Below are 18,571 nucleotides of genomic sequence, written 5' to 3' on the forward strand. Positions count from 1 at the left end.
TTATTTTTGAAGAAAGGCTCAGATTATAAAATCTAAGCCCTGACTTTTTAACTTACACACTTTGTGGGAGAGTGTCAGAATTTTTTAGCGAATATATTTATCATTAAATTTTTGTAAGTCTACGGCTTCTTTCTGAAAATATTCTTTAAACATATTTGAGAGTTTCTCGTCTTTAAATTTCACAATCGTATAGCTGCTATCAAAAGCAATGATTTCTACAATAGATTCCGGAATAAGAAACTCGTCACTTTCCCATACTCTTGCGTCTTCTGCTGACAATGTTGAAATGATTTTCTCATTTAATGAAATTCCCTGAGGCACAGCCGAGATAATTCCCCAGATCATCTGAGTATGGGATTGGTAGAGCTTTTCAAACTCTTCTCTATTAAATATAAAATAATCATGATCAAAATTAATAGGAATTTCATTATCAGACATAAAATCCAAGTCCGTTAAAACCCAATTACATTCAGAAAGATCTTTCCAAATCGGTTTTAAAATTTCAAATAAATGAGTGTGGAATGATATTTTTGTTCTTGATATAATCCAGTTCATATTATTTATTTTTCATATACTTATTCTTGTTTTCTTTGCCACAGTGTTTGTAGATGTATTTCATAATTTTATTTAGATTATTTGTTCTGAATGCCAACTATATCCGCAATAACGACACTGTTTCGCAAAAGGAGTCCTTGCAAGTTTTCCGCATTTTGAACAGTTGTTAAAAAACACTTTATCCGGTGTTTCTTTCATAATGCGTTTTGCTATATCTTCTTCAAGCTCCGGACATTCCATCATTTTATATTTTAATGTTAATTTCTCATCAATACTCATTAAGTTTCTGAAGTAATTTATGATGTAGATTACCGTTTCTCTATTCATCTTTTTAAGTTCATTTGATATTATAGAAGGAAAAATATATCTAATCTTAAATATTTTAATTGTTAAATGTCTGTCATGGAATTAACTACATAATTGATTTCTTATTTAAAAATATCTTATCATTAAGTAATCTGACTTTTCAATCTCTCAATCAGCATCGTAATAATTCTTTTGTTAAAAACTTTACTGTCGGAATGATAAACTTCCAATTCCTGTAAGGTAAACATTCCAATAGTCATTCCTATAAAGATATTTTTTAATACACTGTCTTTTTGAAGGCTTTGTTCTATAAAAATATTTTTCTTTCCTTCGGATAAAGAATTAAAATCTGCATTTTGTCGGGCTGCGTAATTTGTAAATAAAGATAAATACAGTTCATTCTGTAATTTTAAAACAGGACGCAGCGTTTGACTCTGAAATACTTCTTCCGGAGTAGTTGCTTCGGAATTCAGAATATTTAAAGATTCTCTTAAGTCTATTTTATCGGTCATCTTTCTTATTAATTGAGTGTATTCATGATGTGCGATTATCCCACTGTCGGTGTATCTTCCTCCTTCAATATCTTTTTCTCTTTCATCGAAAGCATCATTCTTTCGCATTTATACTTTTCCCAGTCGAAATTATTGAGAAAGTCCAGGGCTGCCTGAAAGCCACGGTTGAAAAGTTCTTCTTTTTCTTCCTTTTTCATAAAGAAATTCAGCCAGCTGCTGGTCCCGCAGTTTACCGTCTGGATGCTGAACAGATGATAAAAAGTATGTTTGGTAAGAAAGGTCTTGTCATTAAAGCCTCTTAAGGTGTCAATGATATTGGCGGCATAGGAAAGTGGTGATTTTAAAATCTCTTCACTGGTTTTTCCTTTTTCGGACAGAAGATCGGAATCGCTGGTGAGCTGTACCCCGAATAAAGGTATTCTAGGATAAAAAATATCGGCAGCATGAAAGAGGTCCATCGGGAAATTGGAAATGCTTCCGCCATCAATAAAAACACCGACGGGATTAATGTTTTCCTGTTGCGTATTCATCCAGAATTTCCAGGCGTATTTCACAGAATCATCATCTTTATTGATCCTTTTCTGCATCGGCTCAAAAAAGAATGGAACCGACATGGAAGCTCGCACAAACTCTGCTGGGCTTATGTGCTTCAGTTCCTCTTCAGACCAATACAGGTTGGCCATGGTAGGAAGTTCAACCTTTATTTTGGCATTAATATCGGTGGTAATTACAATATATTCCGATTTTAATAGATAAAAAGGATCATTCCTGTAATATTCATTATTAACCGTGCTGTCATAAAAAATCCTGTAGCGGATCTCATCAATATGTTTCTTATTGTTTTCGCGTATTTCTTCAATACTTTTTAAGGCAATGTCATAATATTCCGTGCCGTTTCCATAGCGGTAATTCAGATTGAGATTTTTGCCCGACTGTACAAATTTTTCATTAAGCTGGGCAACGGTTTTGATGCCGAATCCCTGCAGGACATTTTCCATCTGTGTCAGGAACGTATTCCCAGGGTTGAGTCCTGAATTTCTTTTCTTCAGATCACGATAAAGCTTGGCCAGGCATAATACTCCTATAATAACCAATAATAGAGGAATGGCAAAAAGTAATTTTGTTTCCCAGATGGCTTTGGTCGGCAGAACAAATGCAAGGACTCCAAAGAATATCAAAGTTGCAACCATAATGTAGAGATTGATCTTCAGGAAATTTTTATTGTTGAGCATCGCATGAATGGTCGTTCTTATATACGGCTTGCCATCCATGAAATCGGCAAAATTCCAGTTGAACAAAATATCCCGGATGATTTCGCTTTTGGCTTCTTCCTTTGTTTTACAGGCGGCAATCAGCATGGTGTTGATCGCTCCGGCGCTTGTACCTGCTACTTTCAGAAACCGGATCCCAAACATTTCCAGACCGTATAAATAGCCAACTAATGCACTTCCCCAGACGCCACCGCCTTCCTGTACAAATTCTACATACTGATGGCCTTCCGCATCGAGCAGGTCAGAAAATTCTTTAGCCGAGATATTTGAGTATAAAGCGTTCAGCTTTTCTTTAGATTGAGGAGAAAGTATATTTTCCTCAAGAATCGTATGTAAATTTTCAGTGTTCATGGCGTGTTTGGTGATGGTGATTGTAATCGTAACAGGTAAGTTTTCATTGTACATGAACCCAACCATTAGCTTTAAGAAATCAACATATTCCTTAAACAGTTTGGATCATGGAACTATTTCCAATGTTTCTTATCGTTTATTCTTATTAAAAGTACAATAATCCTCTGGCTTATTTGTGTGATATAAAATTAATTATAAATCTTTAGTCACGCATCATTTTTAAAATAATTCAGATGTTTACCATTGCTTCCTCCGTGCATAAATAAAAGTACAGATCACAACAGCAGCCATTAATCCTAAAGTTAAAAAATAGCCGTATTTATGGTGAAGTTCCGGCATATTGTCAAAATTCATTCCGTATACTCCTGCAATGAAAGTGATCGGTAAAAAATAAACGGAATAAATCGCCAGTACTTTCATTACCTGGTTTGCCTTCTGGTCAGACAGGGCAAGGAACATGGAAATAAGGTTGGTGATCTGGATATTCAGATGGTCAAAATCAGCAACCACATCTTTATGCTTATCCTTAAGGTCAAAAAATTCGGATTCCTGCAGTCCCAAAAGCTTGAATTTATCAATGGCGTCTGTAGAAATGGTCAGTACTCTGAAATTAAGTCCGGATTTTCTCTTCAGTTTGTATAGCCTTTTAATCTGATTGGTATGGTTGGTATTTTTCAGGAAAATTTCGTTTTCAATATTATCCATGGTTTCAAAAAGGCTTATGGATTCGTCATCGAAACTTTTCATGATCAGTAAAGCGATTTTCAGGGCTATGCTTTCAGGAGCCATCTCATTGTTAAGGGCTGAAATATTTTTTTGGGTTTCAGAAATGCTCTTGGTTTTCATACGGTGGACAGTGATAATTGTCCGTCCTAGCAGAAATATTCCGATTTTCGTACTGATATCACTGATGGTATTTAGATTTTTACGTTCCAGTTCCGTGCTTTCCCGCAGAAGAAAAAACCTGATGTTGCCAGTCTCTTCGTACTTAGGTAAGTGATTGGGATCAAGGGTATCTTCCAGGAGAAGATGGTTAATTTCATACCGTTCATGTAAAAATCTGATGTCTTCCTCTGTAGGGGCTTCCACATCTATCCATTCGCACTGGGAATCTCTGTAAATCGTATCAATTGGCATAAGGTAAAAATAGCAATATTTTGAAAAACTATGTATTAAATAAGTTTATCTTTGTTAAAATTAAAAAACTATATGATTAAAAGTACAATAAAAGGAATCGGATTTTATGTTCCGGATAACGTTGTTACCAATGATGATTTAGCTGAATTAATGACCACCAATGATGAATGGATTACGGAGAGAACGGGGATTAAAGAAAGAAGACACCGTAAAAACCGGAATGATTCCCAGGAAACCACAGCGTATTTAGGTTTTAAAGCTTCTGAAAAAGCGATTGCCAATGCCGGACTGACGGCTCAGGATATTGATTATATTGTTTTTGCCACCCTTTCTCCGGACTATTATTTTCCGGGATGCGGTGTTTTATTGCAGGATATGCTGGGGTGCGATACCATCGGAGCTCTGGATGTCAGGAACCAGTGCTCAGGATTCGTTTATGCGATGAGTGTAGCCAATGCCTTTATTAAATCGGGGACCTATAAAAATATTCTTGTGGTGGGTGCAGAGGTTCATTCGTTCGGATTGGATTTTTCTGATGAAGGAAGAGGGGTTTCGGTGATTTTCGGAGATGGAGCAGGCGCTATGGTGCTTTCTGCGACAATAGATGATAATGTAGGTGATATTTTAGCCGTTAATATGCACTCGGAAGGAAAATATGCCGATGAATTGTGTACACAGTTTCCTGGCTCTAAGTTCGGATGGAGTGACAGGATGAGGAAGGAACCCGATCAGGTGACCAATAAAGAAGTGTATCCCATCATGAACGGAAATTTCGTATTCAAGCATGCCGTGACAAGGTTTCCGGAAACCATGCAGGAAGCCCTGAATAAAGCAGGGAAAACGATTGATGATCTTGATATGTTTATTCCACACCAGGCTAATTTAAGGATTGCACAATTTGTACAGCAGAAATTCGGGTTGCCGGATGAAAAGATCCATAACAATATCCAGAAGTATGGGAATACAACGGCCGCTTCTATCCCTATTGCTTTAAGTGAAGCTATTGAACTGGGTAAAATTAAAAGAGGAGATCTCGTGCTTCTTTCGGCATTCGGAAGCGGGTTTACCTGGGGCAGTGTTTTATTTGAATATTAATTGAATAATTTTAATATCAATTTTTAATAATAAAAAATCCGCAGAAATTTATTTTCTGCGGATTTTGTCTTTATTGTATTGTTAAGTTCTTCAGCAGCTTTTCCGTATCGGAAGAATCTTCCCCGGAACTTTTGGCCAGCTGTATGGATTTTTCGGCCCATATTTTGGCGTTTTTCTTATCTCCGATCTTATTATAAAGATTAGCCAGTGTATCGGTATTGGCGTAATTTTCATTTTTCTTCACCGATTCCTGTGCCCAGGCAACCGCTTTTTCAAGAGACGCTTTGTTGGTCACATTTTCAAAGAAGTTCCATGCCACGGAATTAAGTTCTTCCGAACTCATGGCAGAAGTATCTTTGTTCAGTTCCAGGGTCAGCTTTTCGTATTTGGCAATATCTTTATCCCTCAATGCTCTTCCGGCCTGTGTCTTTTTCAGGATCTTTTCAGCTTCTTCCTTCGGTATGAATTTCTGAGCTTCCGTCAGGAAATAATTGTCGTTCCAGGATTTGGTATCTGCATTATACGATTTCTTGAAAAGGCCGCTGATTTTAATGCTTTTATCGATAGCCTCATATTTTTCCGGCGTGATCACTTTGGAGATTTCTGCTTTTTTGGCCTGGAATGTTTTATACATCGGGCTGTCGATATTCTGGGCAGCAAAAAGGAGCATCTGGATATCTTCCTGGTTTAGTTCCGTTTTCGCGTTGAAATAACGTTCCATTACTTTTCCGGAAAATTCAGGGTCGCTGTACATGGTAAGTCCGGCTAGGTTTTTCAGGAATTCAGGATCTTTTTCACCTTCTTCGAACTTCTGCTTCAGGGCGGTGAGTCTTTTGCTTGGATCTCCCGCATCTTTCGCAAACTGGATGAAATCATTTTCCTCTACATACCCTAATGTCCGGTGTACCACTTCACCGTTTCCGTCTATAAAAAGATAGGTAGGGAAGGCTTTCACATTATATTTCTTGGCAAGATCGATTCCTTCGCCTTTTTCCATATCAATCTTGGCATTCACAAAATGGGAGTTGTAATAATCTCCTACAGCTTTCTGAGGAAATACATTTTTCACCATCAGCTTGCATGGGCCGCACCATGAAGCATAGGCATCTACAAAGATAAGTTTATTTTCCTTTTTGGCTTTTGCCAGAATAGTGGAGAAGTTGGTGTCTTCAAATTTAATCCCTTGTGCAAGAGTCATGGCTCCGATAAGAAGGGCAGAGAATATTGTCAGTTTTTTCATAATGCTTTTTATTGATTACAAATGTAATAATTATGCTGATACATAAGTATTCATATCATAAAAATAGTTACAGACAGATTGAATTATTTTTCTACCAATATGTTAAAGTAACGAGTAGTAGGAATTAATTCTTTAAGGGTTTAGTTTTGATTAAAAAAATGAATGAAAATTATAGAATTATATTAAATATAATTTTTTTGTAGAAGTCAGGACAATAAGGTCGTTATTGCTTAATAATGATTTTAACAGAGGCTTTTAAATTATTTTTACAATTATGATATAAAAAAAGAACCGCAGAAAGATCTTCTGCGGTTCTTTTTTATTTTGTTCTTGCCGTATCTTCTTTCATCTTCATGCTGTCCGCTGTGGCAGATTCAGAATGTGAGGCTGCACTGTCCCCCATACTGTTTCTCATATAGTCCTTATTCCTTTCTTCCTTGAATTCTTCTCTGTTTTCCTTATTCTGAGCACAGCTTCCCAAAAGAAGACAACCTAAAACAGCTCCTGCTAATAATTTTTTCATAACAACTTTTTTAATGTTTAGTATCAATCAAATATAATGATTAAAAGATAAAAGATAAAAGATAAAAGATAAAAGATAAAAGATGTTTTTAAATCTCAATGGATTTGAAGAAATGAATTAGCATCCCGTTAAAGATAGTAATGCAGTATATTCTGATCTCTGCAATAAATGAAAAATCCACAAAATTTATTTTTTGTGGATTTTCAAATGCCGGTAAATGCTAAATTTATCGGGCAGGTGTTGTAGTAGCAGCTGAATCTGTTGTTGCCTTCACAGTATCTGTGCCCATTGTTGATGTGCTCATAGTATCTGTTGTTGCCGGTGTACTTTGCATGGTATTGTCTACTTTTGCAGAGTCCGAATTGGCAGTTGACATCGACGATTCTTTTGTGCCACAGCTTACTGTAACAAGACCTAAGCCTAGAGCGGCTAGCATTAATTTTTTCATACTATTTTATTTTGATGGTACCTATGGTTGCTATCAATAATTATTCCAAACCGATTATTGCGATATATTATTATAACCTGTCGGATATTAAAAAGCCCCGGAATTTATTCCGGGGCTGTATGTATCTAACAACAATGATTAATTGCCTGTGAATTATCCAAGGTAAGGATATTTATAATCTTTAGGAGAAACAAAAGTTTCCTTAATGCTTCTTACCGAAGTCCATCTTAAAAGGTTCATTTTAGATCCTGCTTTATCATTGGTTCCAGAAGCCCTGCCACCTCCGAAAGGCTGTTGGCCGACTACCGCACCTGTTGGTTTGTCATTAATGTAGAAATTTCCTGATGCATTTTCCAATGCTTTAAAAGCTTCATTCACGGCATAACGGTCTTGTGCAAATACAGAACCTGTTAATGAATAAGGCGAAGTAGAATCCACTAATTTTAATGTTTCCTTCCAATCCTGATCTTCGTAAATATAGATCGTAAGAATAGGCCCGAAAATCTCTTCAACCATACTTTCGTAGTGAGGATTTGTTGTTTCAATAACAGTTGGATGTACAAACCATCCTTTAGAATCATCTGCTTTACCGCCGATCACCACATTGGCTTCATCTGATGCATTTGCTCTGTCGATAAACCCTTTACACTTTTCAAAAGAATTTTTATCAATCACCGCATTTACAAAATTAGAAGGATCTTCCGGTGAACCGATTTTTATCGAATTAATCTGAGTTTCCATCACTTTTTTTACATCGCCCCAAAGAGATTGAGGGATATAAGCTCTTGAAGCTGCAGAACATTTCTGTCCCTGATATTCAAAAGAACCTCTGACCAAAGCAGTTGCTACCGCTTCTACATTAGCAGACGGGTGAGCGATTACGAAATCTTTTCCTCCGGTTTCACCAACAATTCTTGGGTAGGTTCTGTAATGATGAATATTATCGCCGATCATTTTCCACATTCCCTGGAATACTTTGGTAGACCCTGTAAAATGAAGGCCTGCAAAATCCTTGTGTGCCAAAACTTTTTCAGCAGTTTCTTTTCCGTCTGTAAAGATCATATTGATAACTCCTGCCGGAAGTCCTGCTTCTGTAAGAACATCCATGATCACTTTTGCTGAATACACCTGCTTATCGGAAGGCTTCCATACCACTACATTTCCAAGCATTGCCATACAAGTCGGCAAATTTCCTGAAATTGCGGTAAAATTAAACGGTGTTACAGCGAAACAGAATCCTTCCAGAGGTCTGTATTCTACACGGTTCCAGATTCCTGCGTCAGAAACCGGCTGCTCAGAATACATTTCAGTCATGAATTCTACATTGAATCTTAAAAAATCAATGAATTCACAGGCTGCATCAATTTCAGCCTGGTGAACGTTTTTAGACTGTCCGATCATTGTAGCTGCGTTGATCACATCTCTGTAAGGTCCGGCTAAAAGATCAGCTGCTTTTAAAAAAATAGCGGCACGGTGTTCCCATCCAAGCTCATTCCATTCTTTTTTGGCAGCCAAAGCTGCATTAATGGCATCATCCACATGCTGCATTGTACCTCTGTGGTAAAAACCGAAATCATGGGCATGATCCTGAGGAGACTGTAGCTGCACTTTATCGCCTGTTTTTACTTCTTTTCCATCAATCACCATTGGGATTTCTATCTTTTCAGCCCACATTTTTTTGTATTGGGCAATAAGACTTTTTACTTCCGGAGTTCCCGGCGCATAAGAATTTACCGGCTCGTTGACTGCAAATGGTACCTGCGAAATTGCTTTTGACATATTATGTTTTATTATTTAATTTGCTAATGATGCAAATTTACAACATTTAATCTGGACAAAAAATCGATAGAAACTATTTAAGCCTTTTGTTTAGAAAATGATTAAATTAGAAGATATAAAATTCTGGAAAATGAGAAAAATTATATTATTAACTGTTATGTTATCTCAGACTATTTTCGCGTAGCGTGATAAAGAAAAAGTACATGACATTCCTGCCGATGCCCTGATAAAAAACTATGAGTTTCCTGAAGACCAGTTACTGAACAGTGCTTTGAAAGGCTCAAAATGGTATTTTAACCTGAAAAGTTACCAGGAAGATGTTCTTTATCTGGATAAAAATAGAGATAAGATGAAATCTGATATGCTGTATTTTGTCGACAGCAAACATTTTCAGATTACAGTTAATCAGCAAAACTGTAAAGCCGTAATAAAAGGAACCTACCAGATCATGAAAACAAATGATGGCACAAATGTAATAATAGGGAGGTACAGACCTTTTGCTATTACATCACACTATCAGAAATGTGTTGGTGAACTGTCGGAATTTTTATCAGGCGCTCTTGATGTTTCGTTTGATGAAGATTGGCAAAGGATGGAAATAAAGCAAGGTGAAGACTTCGTATAGGTTATAGGTCACGGAAATTGATTCATCCTGTCATATTATTTTTACCGATCTGGCAGGAATTACAGTTTTTCAGTTTCCAGGATTTTAAGGACCAGCTTTTCCTCGTGGGTTAAATCTGCTTTCCCGTCATTTTCTTCAATTTCTTCAAGCTCATCCAGGTATTTTTTAATCGTGTTGTTTTCGTAAAGGTTAATGACTAATGGATGTACGTAATATTTTCTGCATACTGTACTGGTATTTCCAAGATGGGAAGCTACGATTTCCAAAGCTTCTTTGACCTTCTTCTTATATTCCGTATGAGTTTCAGCATATCCGATTTCTTTAAAGGCAATTAATGCGCTTACTGTTCCGGACCATGTTCTGAAATCCTTTGCTGTAAAATCTTCGCCGCTGATTTCTTTGATATAATCATTTACCATTCCGGAATCAACGGTATGACGTTTTCCTTCATCATCAATAAACTGGAAAAGTTCTTTTCCCGGAATATCCTTACATTTCTCAACCAGACGGGCCAATCTTTTGCTTCTCAGATCGATATTGTGCATAACCCCTTTTTTACCTTTAAAGGAAAAATTGATTTTCTGACCTTTTACTTTAACGTGCTTATCTTTCAAAGTGGTTAAACCAAATGATCCGTAAAGCTTTTCATAAGCGTTATTTCCGATACGGATATTGGTTCGCTGCATCAGGCTGACAATCAAAGCAAGTACTTTTCTTTTTTCGAAATTTCTTAAAGCGAGATCTTTTTCCACCCGAAGGCGGATTTCAGGTAAGGCATATCCGAACTGAAGCATACGATAAAACTTGGTATGGTTCCTCAGGGCGCTCCATAAAGGATGGTAGCGGTATTGTTTTCTTTTCTTCAGGTCAAAGCCTGTTGCCTGCAGGTGACCATTATCTAATGCACAGATCCAGACATTTTCCCATGCCGGAGGAATAACCAGTTTGTTGATTCTTGTAATCTCCTCTTTATCTCTGATTTTTTCGCCGTCTTTGTAATAAGAATACTTTTTACCGGTTTTTTTGCGGGTAATACCGGCTGATTCTGCATCGGAAGTATAAATAAGATGTACCGCCTTTGCAGAAGCTACCGGATCTTTCATAATCTTTACAATTTTCGAAGGCTTCAGATGGGAAATGATTTCTAAGTCTGAACTTTCCATAAGATATGATTAAGAGTTCCTACCCCTTGAAAACAGCCATAATATAACAGCTATTACGCCAACTACCAATATAATTCCCCACCACATACCTGCCTTGAAGATCGTTTCTACTGCTTCACAACTCGAAAGAGTTAATAAACTCAATAAAGTTAAACTGTATAAGCTCCATTTTTTCATAATAATGTATATTTAAGTGTTTATTATTTTAAATTCTATGATAGTCAGCTCTCCACCGGGTAATGGCTTTTTTAATATCATCTCCCGAAGTATTTTCTTTTAATGCTTTTTCAAGCAGGATTTTAAATTCATCATCATAGGCAAATCGTAGCGCTGCTATCTGGCTGAATGTAAGTTTTTCTTCAGTTTCGTCCGATCTCAACTCAAAAATCTCAAAATACCGCTGTTTAAATTCCAGTCGCACCATTCGGTTTTGAAGGCCGAGCGCATAATGCTGCCGTACCATGATGGCCAGATAAAGAATCAGAAAAATGCTGACTGAAAAAAGTATCCATGGAAGATTATGGTCATCATCTAAACTTTTATAAATTCCAATACCTAAAAGGATAAGGAGTAAAGGAAGATAAATGAAATGATGAGGAGGATAAAATTTTCTGTGGTTTTTATAATTCTGACTTTCCATACTCATCAATGTAGCAATAACCTTTCCAAAATGTTAATTTAACCTTAACAACTTTTATTCATGATCCTCGGATAATGACTTTAAAGCAATAATCTGGCAGTTAATATTTCAACAGACGGAATTAAGAGTAATTTAAGGGTTATTGGGCTAAAGAAAACGATATAATGTATTTCATGCCTCAAAAAATTCGTAACTTTCCGTGTTTAAAAATCATTAAAAAATGACTTCAAAGGAAAAAATAGCTGCGCTTCGCGAAGAAATGCAGAAAAATAATGTTGATGCATTTATTGTATATTCTGCAGATCCTCACATGAGCGAATATCTTCCCGAAGAATGGCAGGAAAGGGCTTGGCTGTCGGGATTTTTGGGTTCAGCAGGTTTTGTGGTGGTGACTAAAGATAAAGCCGGCCTCTGGACGGACGGACGATATTATACGCAGGCTGCCAAAGAGCTTGAAGATTCCGGCATCGATCTTTTTAAAGACGGGCTGGAAGGAACCCCGAATTATATCGACTGGATCATCTCAGAAATTCCTGAAAATGGTAAAGTGGCAGTAAATGCCCTGGCCACAGCCCATGCGAACTGGGAACTTCTCACCCAAAGGCTGAACGAAAAAAATATTACGTTAGCAGATATGCCTCTTTTAAAGGAAATCTGGAAGGAAAGAGGAGTCCCTTCCAAAAACCCGATTTTTGTACATCCTGTGGAAAGAGCTGGGAAATCCGTTGCGGATAAAATCGCTGCGATTCGTCAGAAAATGGAAGCTCTGCAAGCTACCGTTCACATTATTTCCAGCTTGGATGATGTAGCCTGGACCCTGAACCTAAGAGGCAGCGACGTAGAAAGTAATCCTGTTTTTTTAGGATATATCGTTATTACCAAGAATGAAACCCTGTTATTTACCGACTTAGATAAACTTGAGGTGGAATCAAGAAAGGAAATGGACGATGCATGGGTGAAAATGAAGCCTTATGAAGAGTTTTTTAATTGTCTGAAGGAGTTTAAAAATGAAAAAGTACTGGTTTCTCCCAACAGCAACCAGGCGATTTTTGAAACATTAAAAGAACATAATCTTTTTATTAAAGCTCCTGTTCCAGGAAACCTGATGAAAGCTCAGAAAAATGAAACTGAACTGGAAGGTTTTAGAAAAGTAATGGTTAGAGACGGGGTTGCGATGGTGAAATTTCTATACTGGCTTACCCATAATGCCGGAAAAGAAACCATGACTGAATTTTCTATCGGTGAAAAATTAAGAGGTTTCCGTGCAGAGGGAGAAAATTTTGTAGGCGAAAGTTTCGGAAGTATTGTGGGTTATAAGGACAACGGTGCTATTATGCATTATTCTGCAAAAAGTGAAGGCAGTAAAGAGGTTACCAATGACGCGAGTATTTTAGTGGATTCCGGGGGGCAATATCTTGAAGGGACTACGGATATTACAAGAACACTGGCTCTTGGAGCGGTTTCTGATGAATTCAAAATGAATTCTACTTTGGTATTGCAGGGACTGATCCGGTTATCGATGGTGAAATTTCCGAGAGGAACAAAAGGCGTACAGTTAGATGCCATTGCAAGACTGCCGTTATGGATGCAAGGGAAAGATTATAACCACGGTACTGGTCACGGAGTAGGAAGCTTTATGAATGTGCACGAAGGTCCGCAAAACATCAGGAAGGATATGAACCCGCAGGAACTTCTTCCTGGAATGGTGTGTTCCAACGAGCCCGGATTTTATGTAGAAGGCAATTACGGGATCCGTCATGAAAACCTGGTTGCCGTAAAAGAAGCTGAGAAAACTGATTTCGGAACTTTTTATGAATTTGAAACATTAACATTCTGCCCGTTTTTTAAAGATACGATCATAAAGGAAATTCTTTCTCAAGAAGAAATCAACTGGCTGAATATGTATCATAAAACCTGTGAGGAAAAATTAGGTCTGCATCTGGAAGGTGAGGTGAAAGATTGGTTTCTGCAACTGGTTAGTCCGCTTTAAATTGTAATGCTGAAAACAAGATATGCTTACTATCAGGAGTTTGAAATGTAATGATCATTCTCCTGAACAGTAATTATTTTGATAAAAATGTATATACGTCCTGTAACTTTCTACAGGACGTTTTTTGTGCCGTTATGTTTTATTTAAATCATTTTAAATTTTTATATGACTTTGAAAAGGGAATCTTAAACCTCTTTTTTATAGGATTTATTTATTACCGGATAAGAAAAAACAAATCATAGAACAGATTATTGCTCATTAAAAACTTACATTAAAACTGTTATCTTTGCATTATGAATAACGATACCATTTGCGCACTGGCTACAGCCAATGGAGTAGGTGCTTTAGGCATTATCAGGGTTTCCGGAAATGAAGCTTTACCGGTAGTTCAGAAAAGTTTTCCTGCTAAAAATCTTGGAAAACAGAAATCCCATACCATACATTACGGTTATTTTATGGATGGTGATGAAGCTATTGATGAGATCATGCTATCCATTTTTCTGGCACCAAAAAGTTTCACTACTGAAAATTCTGTGGAAATCGCTTTTCACGGTTCGCCGCATATTGGGAAACGTATTCTTGAAACCCTGATTAAAAATGGCGCAAGAATGGCAAAAGCCGGTGAATTTACCCTTCGCGCCTTCATGAACGGCAGGCTGGATCTTTCTCAGGCGGAAGCCATCGCAGATGTCATAGCATCTGAAAACGAAGCTTCAAGAAAAGTAGCGATCAATCAGCTGAAGGGTGGGATTACCAATGAAATATCATTGTTAAGAACTGATCTGCTGAATTTTGTATCGCTCATTGAGCTGGAACTGGATTTTGCAGAAGAAGATGTAGAATTTGCAGACAGAACTGCATTAATTCAGCTGCTAAATAAAATCGAGTTAAAATTAAATTCCCTTATCGAAAGCTTCCAATATGGAAATGCTATTAAAAACGGAACAGCCGTTGCCATAATCGGGAAGCCAAACGCCGGAAAATCTACCCTGCTGAATGCCCTGCTGAAAGAAGAAAGGGCAATCGTAAGCAATATCGCAGGAACAACAAGGGATACGATAGAAGAAGTGCTGCATATTAAAGGTCATGCTTTCCGTTTGATTGATACGGCAGGGCTTCGTGAAACAACGGATGAGATTGAAGCCATCGGAGTGAAAAAGGCTAAAGAGAAAGTGGAGAATGCACAGATTCTTGTTTATCTTGCCGATGCTGCAACAGCAGACTTCACGGAAGATGTGGAAATGATCAGATCTCTGGTAAGAGACGATCTCAAGCTGATTATCTGTGCAACAAAAATCGACGAAGTAACTCCGCCTCAATATGAAAAAGTGGAAGAAATCTTCAGGGATGCAATACCGAATGCCTTTGATTTTATTACCATATCGGCAGTAGAAAACCATAACATCCAGGATCTGAAAAATGAACTGTCTTCTTATGTGGAGCAACTTAAAGCCTCAGAAAATAATGTAGTCATTACCAATCAACGTCATTTTGAAGCATTACAGAAATCCCTGGATGCCGTTCATAAAGTCAACGAGGCTATTTCTTTTCAGATTTCCACCGAATTGTTGGCGTACGAGTTAAGAAATGCACTGGAACATTTAAGCGAAATTTCAGGAGAAGTGACCAATGATGAGGTGTTAGGAAATATTTTTTCTAAGTTTTGTATCGGAAAGTAATCGCCATTTTCTAAGCATCATAATACAACGATACAACCCGCATTAATAAAGGGAAAACAAAAAGTATTAATTAACACAAACATCTGCTCTGCAAGAGTAGTGAGAGTTTTGGATCATTTAAACAGCAGGGGCGTAAGCCTAAATGCATAAGAGCTGGCCATGGCCCTGAGTTTATATCTAAAAATATTCAGCAGTGGGCTCAGGAAAATAAAGTAGAAATTCAATGTATACAATCCGAGGGAACTTTGATTTCACTCTCTCCAAAAAGGACTTTATTTTCTTGGTTCCATGCCCGTTGCGATAGTTCACTTCTTTGGTTTTTTCATGTTTTTCATTGTCCGGATGAGCATCAAGTTCTGCTTCCAGCATATGTTCAACGGCACATTTATGCATCTGTTTGAAAAAAGTGGTTAAATCTTCTCCATTTTTAAACGACTTGTAGAAATCCCTGTTGTTTAATAATTCTTCTTTTTCGATCATAACTATATAGGTTAAAAATAATAAAAAGTTATTTGGCTACGCCGAACCACTTCGTTAGGTTTCCGTAAAATTTTTTAAGCTATAAGGGCTCAAAATTTTCGAGAATAACTTTTTAACTTACACAATTTATGAAACACTATCAAATTCGACTTAAAGCATAGCGATCGGGCAAATCCCTGTTCTATAAATATTCTTGCACACCTGGTCTGGGTTTAACAGAGAACCATTTTTCAATATGATGTATCCTACAACTGAGCAATCTTCGCTCGTTATCCTCAGAGAATGAATGTATAAACCTGATTTTATGCAATAAATCAATATATAAAAAGCTAAATAGGGAGCAATACTTTAAATGTGCTTCCACCTTCCGTATTGCTTTTAACACTGATATGTCCGTTATGTATTTCTACAATTTCACGACACAGGTAAAGCCCTATCCCAAAGCCTGAGATTGATCCGACCCTGTTTTTATCTGCCCTATAATACCGATCGAATATCTGGTCCCGATCTTCTTCGGCAATTCCCATACCCTGATCGATTACAAAAATTTCTACTGTTTTGTTTTCGGTCGCCGAATAGCCGAATTTGATCTCTGTTCCTACTGGTGAATATTTTACCGCATTTTCTACCAGGTTTTGGATTACCTGTGACATTTTATTCCGGTCAGCATTTAATTGTAAAGCTTGTGGATGATCAACGACAATCTTATGGGTGAGGATCCTCGATTGAAATTCATCTTCAAGTTCGCTAAAGAGTTCCTTTAAATCAAATTCTGAGTGTTCAATCATCATTCTTCCCGAGTCCAGACGCGAGATATTTAAGAACCCATTGATTAAGCTATTCATATTGCGGACCTGTCTAAGAGATTTATCCGTAATATCCTGCTGAGTGGCATTTTCTGCAAGGATGGCCTGACGTTGCATCATTTGGAGCCAAGCGTTGATAGAGGTTAATGGTGTTTTGAGTTCGTGGCTTACAATGCTTATAAAATCATTTTTTCTCTGTTCCTCTGCTTTCTGCTCGGTAATATCCCTCAGCGTACCATTTAGACTCATAGCATTTCCATTGGTATCATAAAAGACTTTCCCCCGCGCCTGAACAAGTCTCCCAGTCGGTTTATGTGGGTGTACGATCCGATATTCAATAAAGTAATTTCCATCTGAATCTTCACTCAGCGCATCGCCTATTGCAGCAATGACACGTTCCCTGTCCTGTTCTGAGATAGAGGCAACCGCGACTGAAAGGTCAAGTAGCTCCTCATCGGCTAAACCGAACCATGATTTTAACAATGTGTTACCCGAGAAGAGATTAGTTGCCGGCTCATAGTAGAACGTTGCAAGATCGCCGGCCTCAATGGCGAGAGCTAGCATTTGTTGATCCTTCTCATTTTTCCTCCGCTCAAGTACCTGGTCTGTAATTTCATCCAGAATGATGAGAACTCCAGTGACTTTGTGATCAGAGGAAAAAACAGGTTGATAGATCGAGTTGACGATAGCCTCCCGTAGCCCGCCATTGTGCTGCAACATTACCGAGAATTCACTATTTGTTTTCCGTTCGGCTTTTTCAAATGTTTCCCTTAACCACTGGTTCACAGGTTGGCCCTCAAGTTCGGGTCTTGCGGTTTCGTGGGGTAGCCCCTGTACATCAGCCAAGTGATGTCCCCAGATCTTCAATATCGCTGGATTGGCTATTTCAATGATCAACTCCGGACCCTGTAGCATCGCAATGCCAACAGGAGCCTGCTCAATGATTGTCCTTACATGCTCACGGCTTTCTGCAAGAAGCATTAAAGAATCGTTGAGCTCATCATTTGAAGTGCTCAATTCCTCCATCGTTGCTGCCATTTCCTCCATAAGCCCCTGCTCCTTTTCTTCTTTTTCCTGCATTTGTTGCTGATGTTCCCTTCTTAAAGTAACGTTGCGGGCGGTGTTCAAAATACACCAGGTTTTATGATTCTTGTCTAACAGGGCCCTATATTCATAATCGAAATAATCAGTGACCGGTACACCGTTCTTAATAAGTCTGGCAGGTGCATCTGTAACAGAATAGGATTTGCCGGAACGCCAAACTTCTTCCAGAATAGAAAAAAACGGCTGATCATCCAGTTCTGGTATTGCTATCATTAATGCTTTACCGATAATGGACGCATCTTTGCCCCATAGGGAAAGCATCCCCTCATTAGCGAACTGAATGGTCATCTCTGTTCCGGTATATATTGACGTAGGCTCGGGAGAAGAGCTCAGTGCTTTTAAGATAAGATCTTGGCCAAAAGAGGCATTGCCAGATTTTTCCTCGGTATTCATGAATCAAAGATAAGGCAAATAGGTTTAATAGTGATAGGATATGGTATAATCCGCAGCAGGGATTGCAGCGGCATTCTCCCTATAAGAGATATAGTGAAAAGTCCACTCTAAAGGCATTCGAGGAAAATATCGCTTGATCTAATATAAAGTATTTATATATTAATTTACAAATAATAAACACAAATATAAAATTGAACAAGATTATACCAAACGTTGACATTTATTAAAGCAACACAGTTTTATCGGGCTGGACTGATATTGGACAATGGAGAAAAAAATAGTTTACCAAATACTATATTATTCAGATTAGCAAGTATGAAGTTGTAACCGATTTATCTATAAAACACTTAAGGTACAGTAAGGGATAAAGGTTTTTAGGTATGTCAATAAAATAATTGGAGACACTCTCCCACAAAGTGTGTAAGTTAAAAAGTCAGGGCTTAGATTTTATAATCTGAGCCTTTCTTCAAAAAT

Annotated in this window: 17 protein-coding genes; 4 read left to right on the top strand and 13 right to left on the bottom strand. The window is 37.7% G+C overall.

All coding sequences use genetic code 11. From position 1 onward, the window contains the following. Nucleotides 1-84: 84 nt before the first annotated feature. From MKJ01_RS17970 to MKJ01_RS17990, 5 genes are all read right to left on the bottom strand, one after another. Nucleotides 85-555 (bottom strand): DUF2691 family protein, encoded by a 471-nt coding sequence (locus MKJ01_RS17970; RefSeq protein WP_241615604.1) that lies wholly within the window; start codon nt 553-555, stop codon nt 85-87. A 72-nt stretch (nt 556-627) separates the two neighbouring features. Then, nucleotides 628-882 (bottom strand): hypothetical protein, encoded by a 255-nt coding sequence (locus MKJ01_RS17975; protein ID WP_241615603.1) that lies wholly within the window; start codon nt 880-882, stop codon nt 628-630. A 122-nt stretch (nt 883-1,004) separates the two neighbouring features. Then, nucleotides 1,005-1,481 (bottom strand): hypothetical protein, encoded by a 477-nt coding sequence (locus MKJ01_RS17980; protein ID WP_241615602.1) that lies wholly within the window; start codon nt 1,479-1,481, stop codon nt 1,005-1,007. Next, the gene (locus MKJ01_RS17985; RefSeq protein WP_241615601.1) at nt 1,409-3,049 is read right to left on the bottom strand and encodes a patatin-like phospholipase family protein; all 1,641 of its coding nucleotides are present in this window, start codon (nt 3,047-3,049) and stop codon (nt 1,409-1,411) included. The genes MKJ01_RS17980 and MKJ01_RS17985 overlap by 73 nt, the downstream gene beginning before the upstream one ends. Before the next feature lie 183 nt (nt 3,050-3,232). Then, a complete protein-coding gene (locus MKJ01_RS17990; RefSeq protein ID WP_241615600.1) occupies nt 3,233-4,132 on the bottom strand; it encodes a CorA family divalent cation transporter in 900 nt (299 codons plus the stop codon). Nucleotides 4,133-4,204: 72 nt separating this feature from the next. Here MKJ01_RS17990 and MKJ01_RS17995 point away from each other — a divergent pair, with 72 nt between their 5' ends. Further along, nucleotides 4,205-5,227 (top strand): 3-oxoacyl-ACP synthase III family protein, encoded by a 1,023-nt coding sequence (locus MKJ01_RS17995; protein ID WP_241615599.1) that lies wholly within the window; start codon nt 4,205-4,207, stop codon nt 5,225-5,227. 70 nt (nt 5,228-5,297) lie between these two features. Here the strand turns inward: MKJ01_RS17995 and MKJ01_RS18000 are convergent, their stop codons facing one another. From MKJ01_RS18000 to pruA, 4 genes are all read right to left on the bottom strand, one after another. After that, nucleotides 5,298-6,467, bottom strand: coding sequence for a thioredoxin family protein (locus tag MKJ01_RS18000; protein ID WP_241615598.1), 1,170 nt, complete (start codon nt 6,465-6,467; stop codon nt 5,298-5,300). Nucleotides 6,468-6,786: 319 nt separating this feature from the next. Continuing rightward, nucleotides 6,787-6,990 (bottom strand): hypothetical protein, encoded by a 204-nt coding sequence (locus MKJ01_RS18005; RefSeq protein WP_241615597.1) that lies wholly within the window; start codon nt 6,988-6,990, stop codon nt 6,787-6,789. A 226-nt stretch (nt 6,991-7,216) separates the two neighbouring features. Continuing rightward, nucleotides 7,217-7,426 (bottom strand): hypothetical protein, encoded by a 210-nt coding sequence (locus MKJ01_RS18010; protein WP_241615596.1) that lies wholly within the window; start codon nt 7,424-7,426, stop codon nt 7,217-7,219. A gap of 165 nt (nt 7,427-7,591) precedes the next feature. Continuing rightward, nucleotides 7,592-9,217, bottom strand: coding sequence for an L-glutamate gamma-semialdehyde dehydrogenase (pruA, locus tag MKJ01_RS18015; protein WP_241615595.1), 1,626 nt, complete (start codon nt 9,215-9,217; stop codon nt 7,592-7,594). A 271-nt stretch (nt 9,218-9,488) separates the two neighbouring features. On the opposite strand from pruA, the gene MKJ01_RS18020 reads away from it, so the two are divergent. Then, the gene (locus MKJ01_RS18020; RefSeq protein WP_241615594.1) at nt 9,489-9,842 is read left to right on the top strand and encodes a hypothetical protein; all 354 of its coding nucleotides are present in this window, start codon (nt 9,489-9,491) and stop codon (nt 9,840-9,842) included. A gap of 59 nt (nt 9,843-9,901) precedes the next feature. Here MKJ01_RS18020 and MKJ01_RS18025 read toward each other — a convergent pair whose 3' ends face one another. Together MKJ01_RS18025 and MKJ01_RS18030 are read right to left on the bottom strand one after the other, a co-directional pair. Further along, on the bottom strand, nt 9,902-11,005 hold the full coding sequence (locus MKJ01_RS18025) for a DNA topoisomerase IB (RefSeq protein ID WP_241615593.1): 1,104 nt from the start codon (nt 11,003-11,005) through the stop codon (nt 9,902-9,904). Between the two features lie 205 nt (nt 11,006-11,210). Next, complete coding sequence (locus tag MKJ01_RS18030; RefSeq protein ID WP_241615592.1) at nt 11,211-11,645, bottom strand: DUF6526 family protein; 435 nt, start codon at nt 11,643-11,645, stop codon at nt 11,211-11,213. Between the two features lie 220 nt (nt 11,646-11,865). Between MKJ01_RS18030 and MKJ01_RS18035 the strand changes: the two genes are divergently transcribed. Both MKJ01_RS18035 and mnmE read left to right on the top strand, forming a co-directional pair. Further along, on the top strand, nt 11,866-13,635 hold the full coding sequence (locus MKJ01_RS18035; RefSeq protein WP_241615591.1) for an aminopeptidase P family protein: 1,770 nt from the start codon (nt 11,866-11,868) through the stop codon (nt 13,633-13,635). A gap of 293 nt (nt 13,636-13,928) precedes the next feature. Beyond that, the gene (mnmE, locus tag MKJ01_RS18040) at nt 13,929-15,314 is read left to right on the top strand and encodes a tRNA uridine-5-carboxymethylaminomethyl(34) synthesis GTPase MnmE (protein ID WP_241615590.1); all 1,386 of its coding nucleotides are present in this window, start codon (nt 13,929-13,931) and stop codon (nt 15,312-15,314) included. Nucleotides 15,315-15,491: 177 nt separating this feature from the next. Here mnmE and MKJ01_RS18045 read toward each other — a convergent pair whose 3' ends face one another. Both MKJ01_RS18045 and MKJ01_RS18050 read right to left on the bottom strand, forming a co-directional pair. After that, nucleotides 15,492-15,794 (bottom strand): transposase, encoded by a 303-nt coding sequence (locus tag MKJ01_RS18045; RefSeq protein WP_241615589.1) that lies wholly within the window; start codon nt 15,792-15,794, stop codon nt 15,492-15,494. A gap of 329 nt (nt 15,795-16,123) precedes the next feature. Continuing rightward, a complete protein-coding gene (locus MKJ01_RS18050) occupies nt 16,124-18,097 on the bottom strand; it encodes an ATP-binding protein (RefSeq protein ID WP_241615588.1) in 1,974 nt (657 codons plus the stop codon). Nucleotides 18,098-18,571 lie beyond the last annotated feature (474 nt).

It is taken from the genome of Chryseobacterium sp. SSA4.19 (assembly GCF_022601875.1).
Taxonomy (GTDB): Bacteria; Bacteroidota; Bacteroidia; order Flavobacteriales; family Weeksellaceae; genus Chryseobacterium.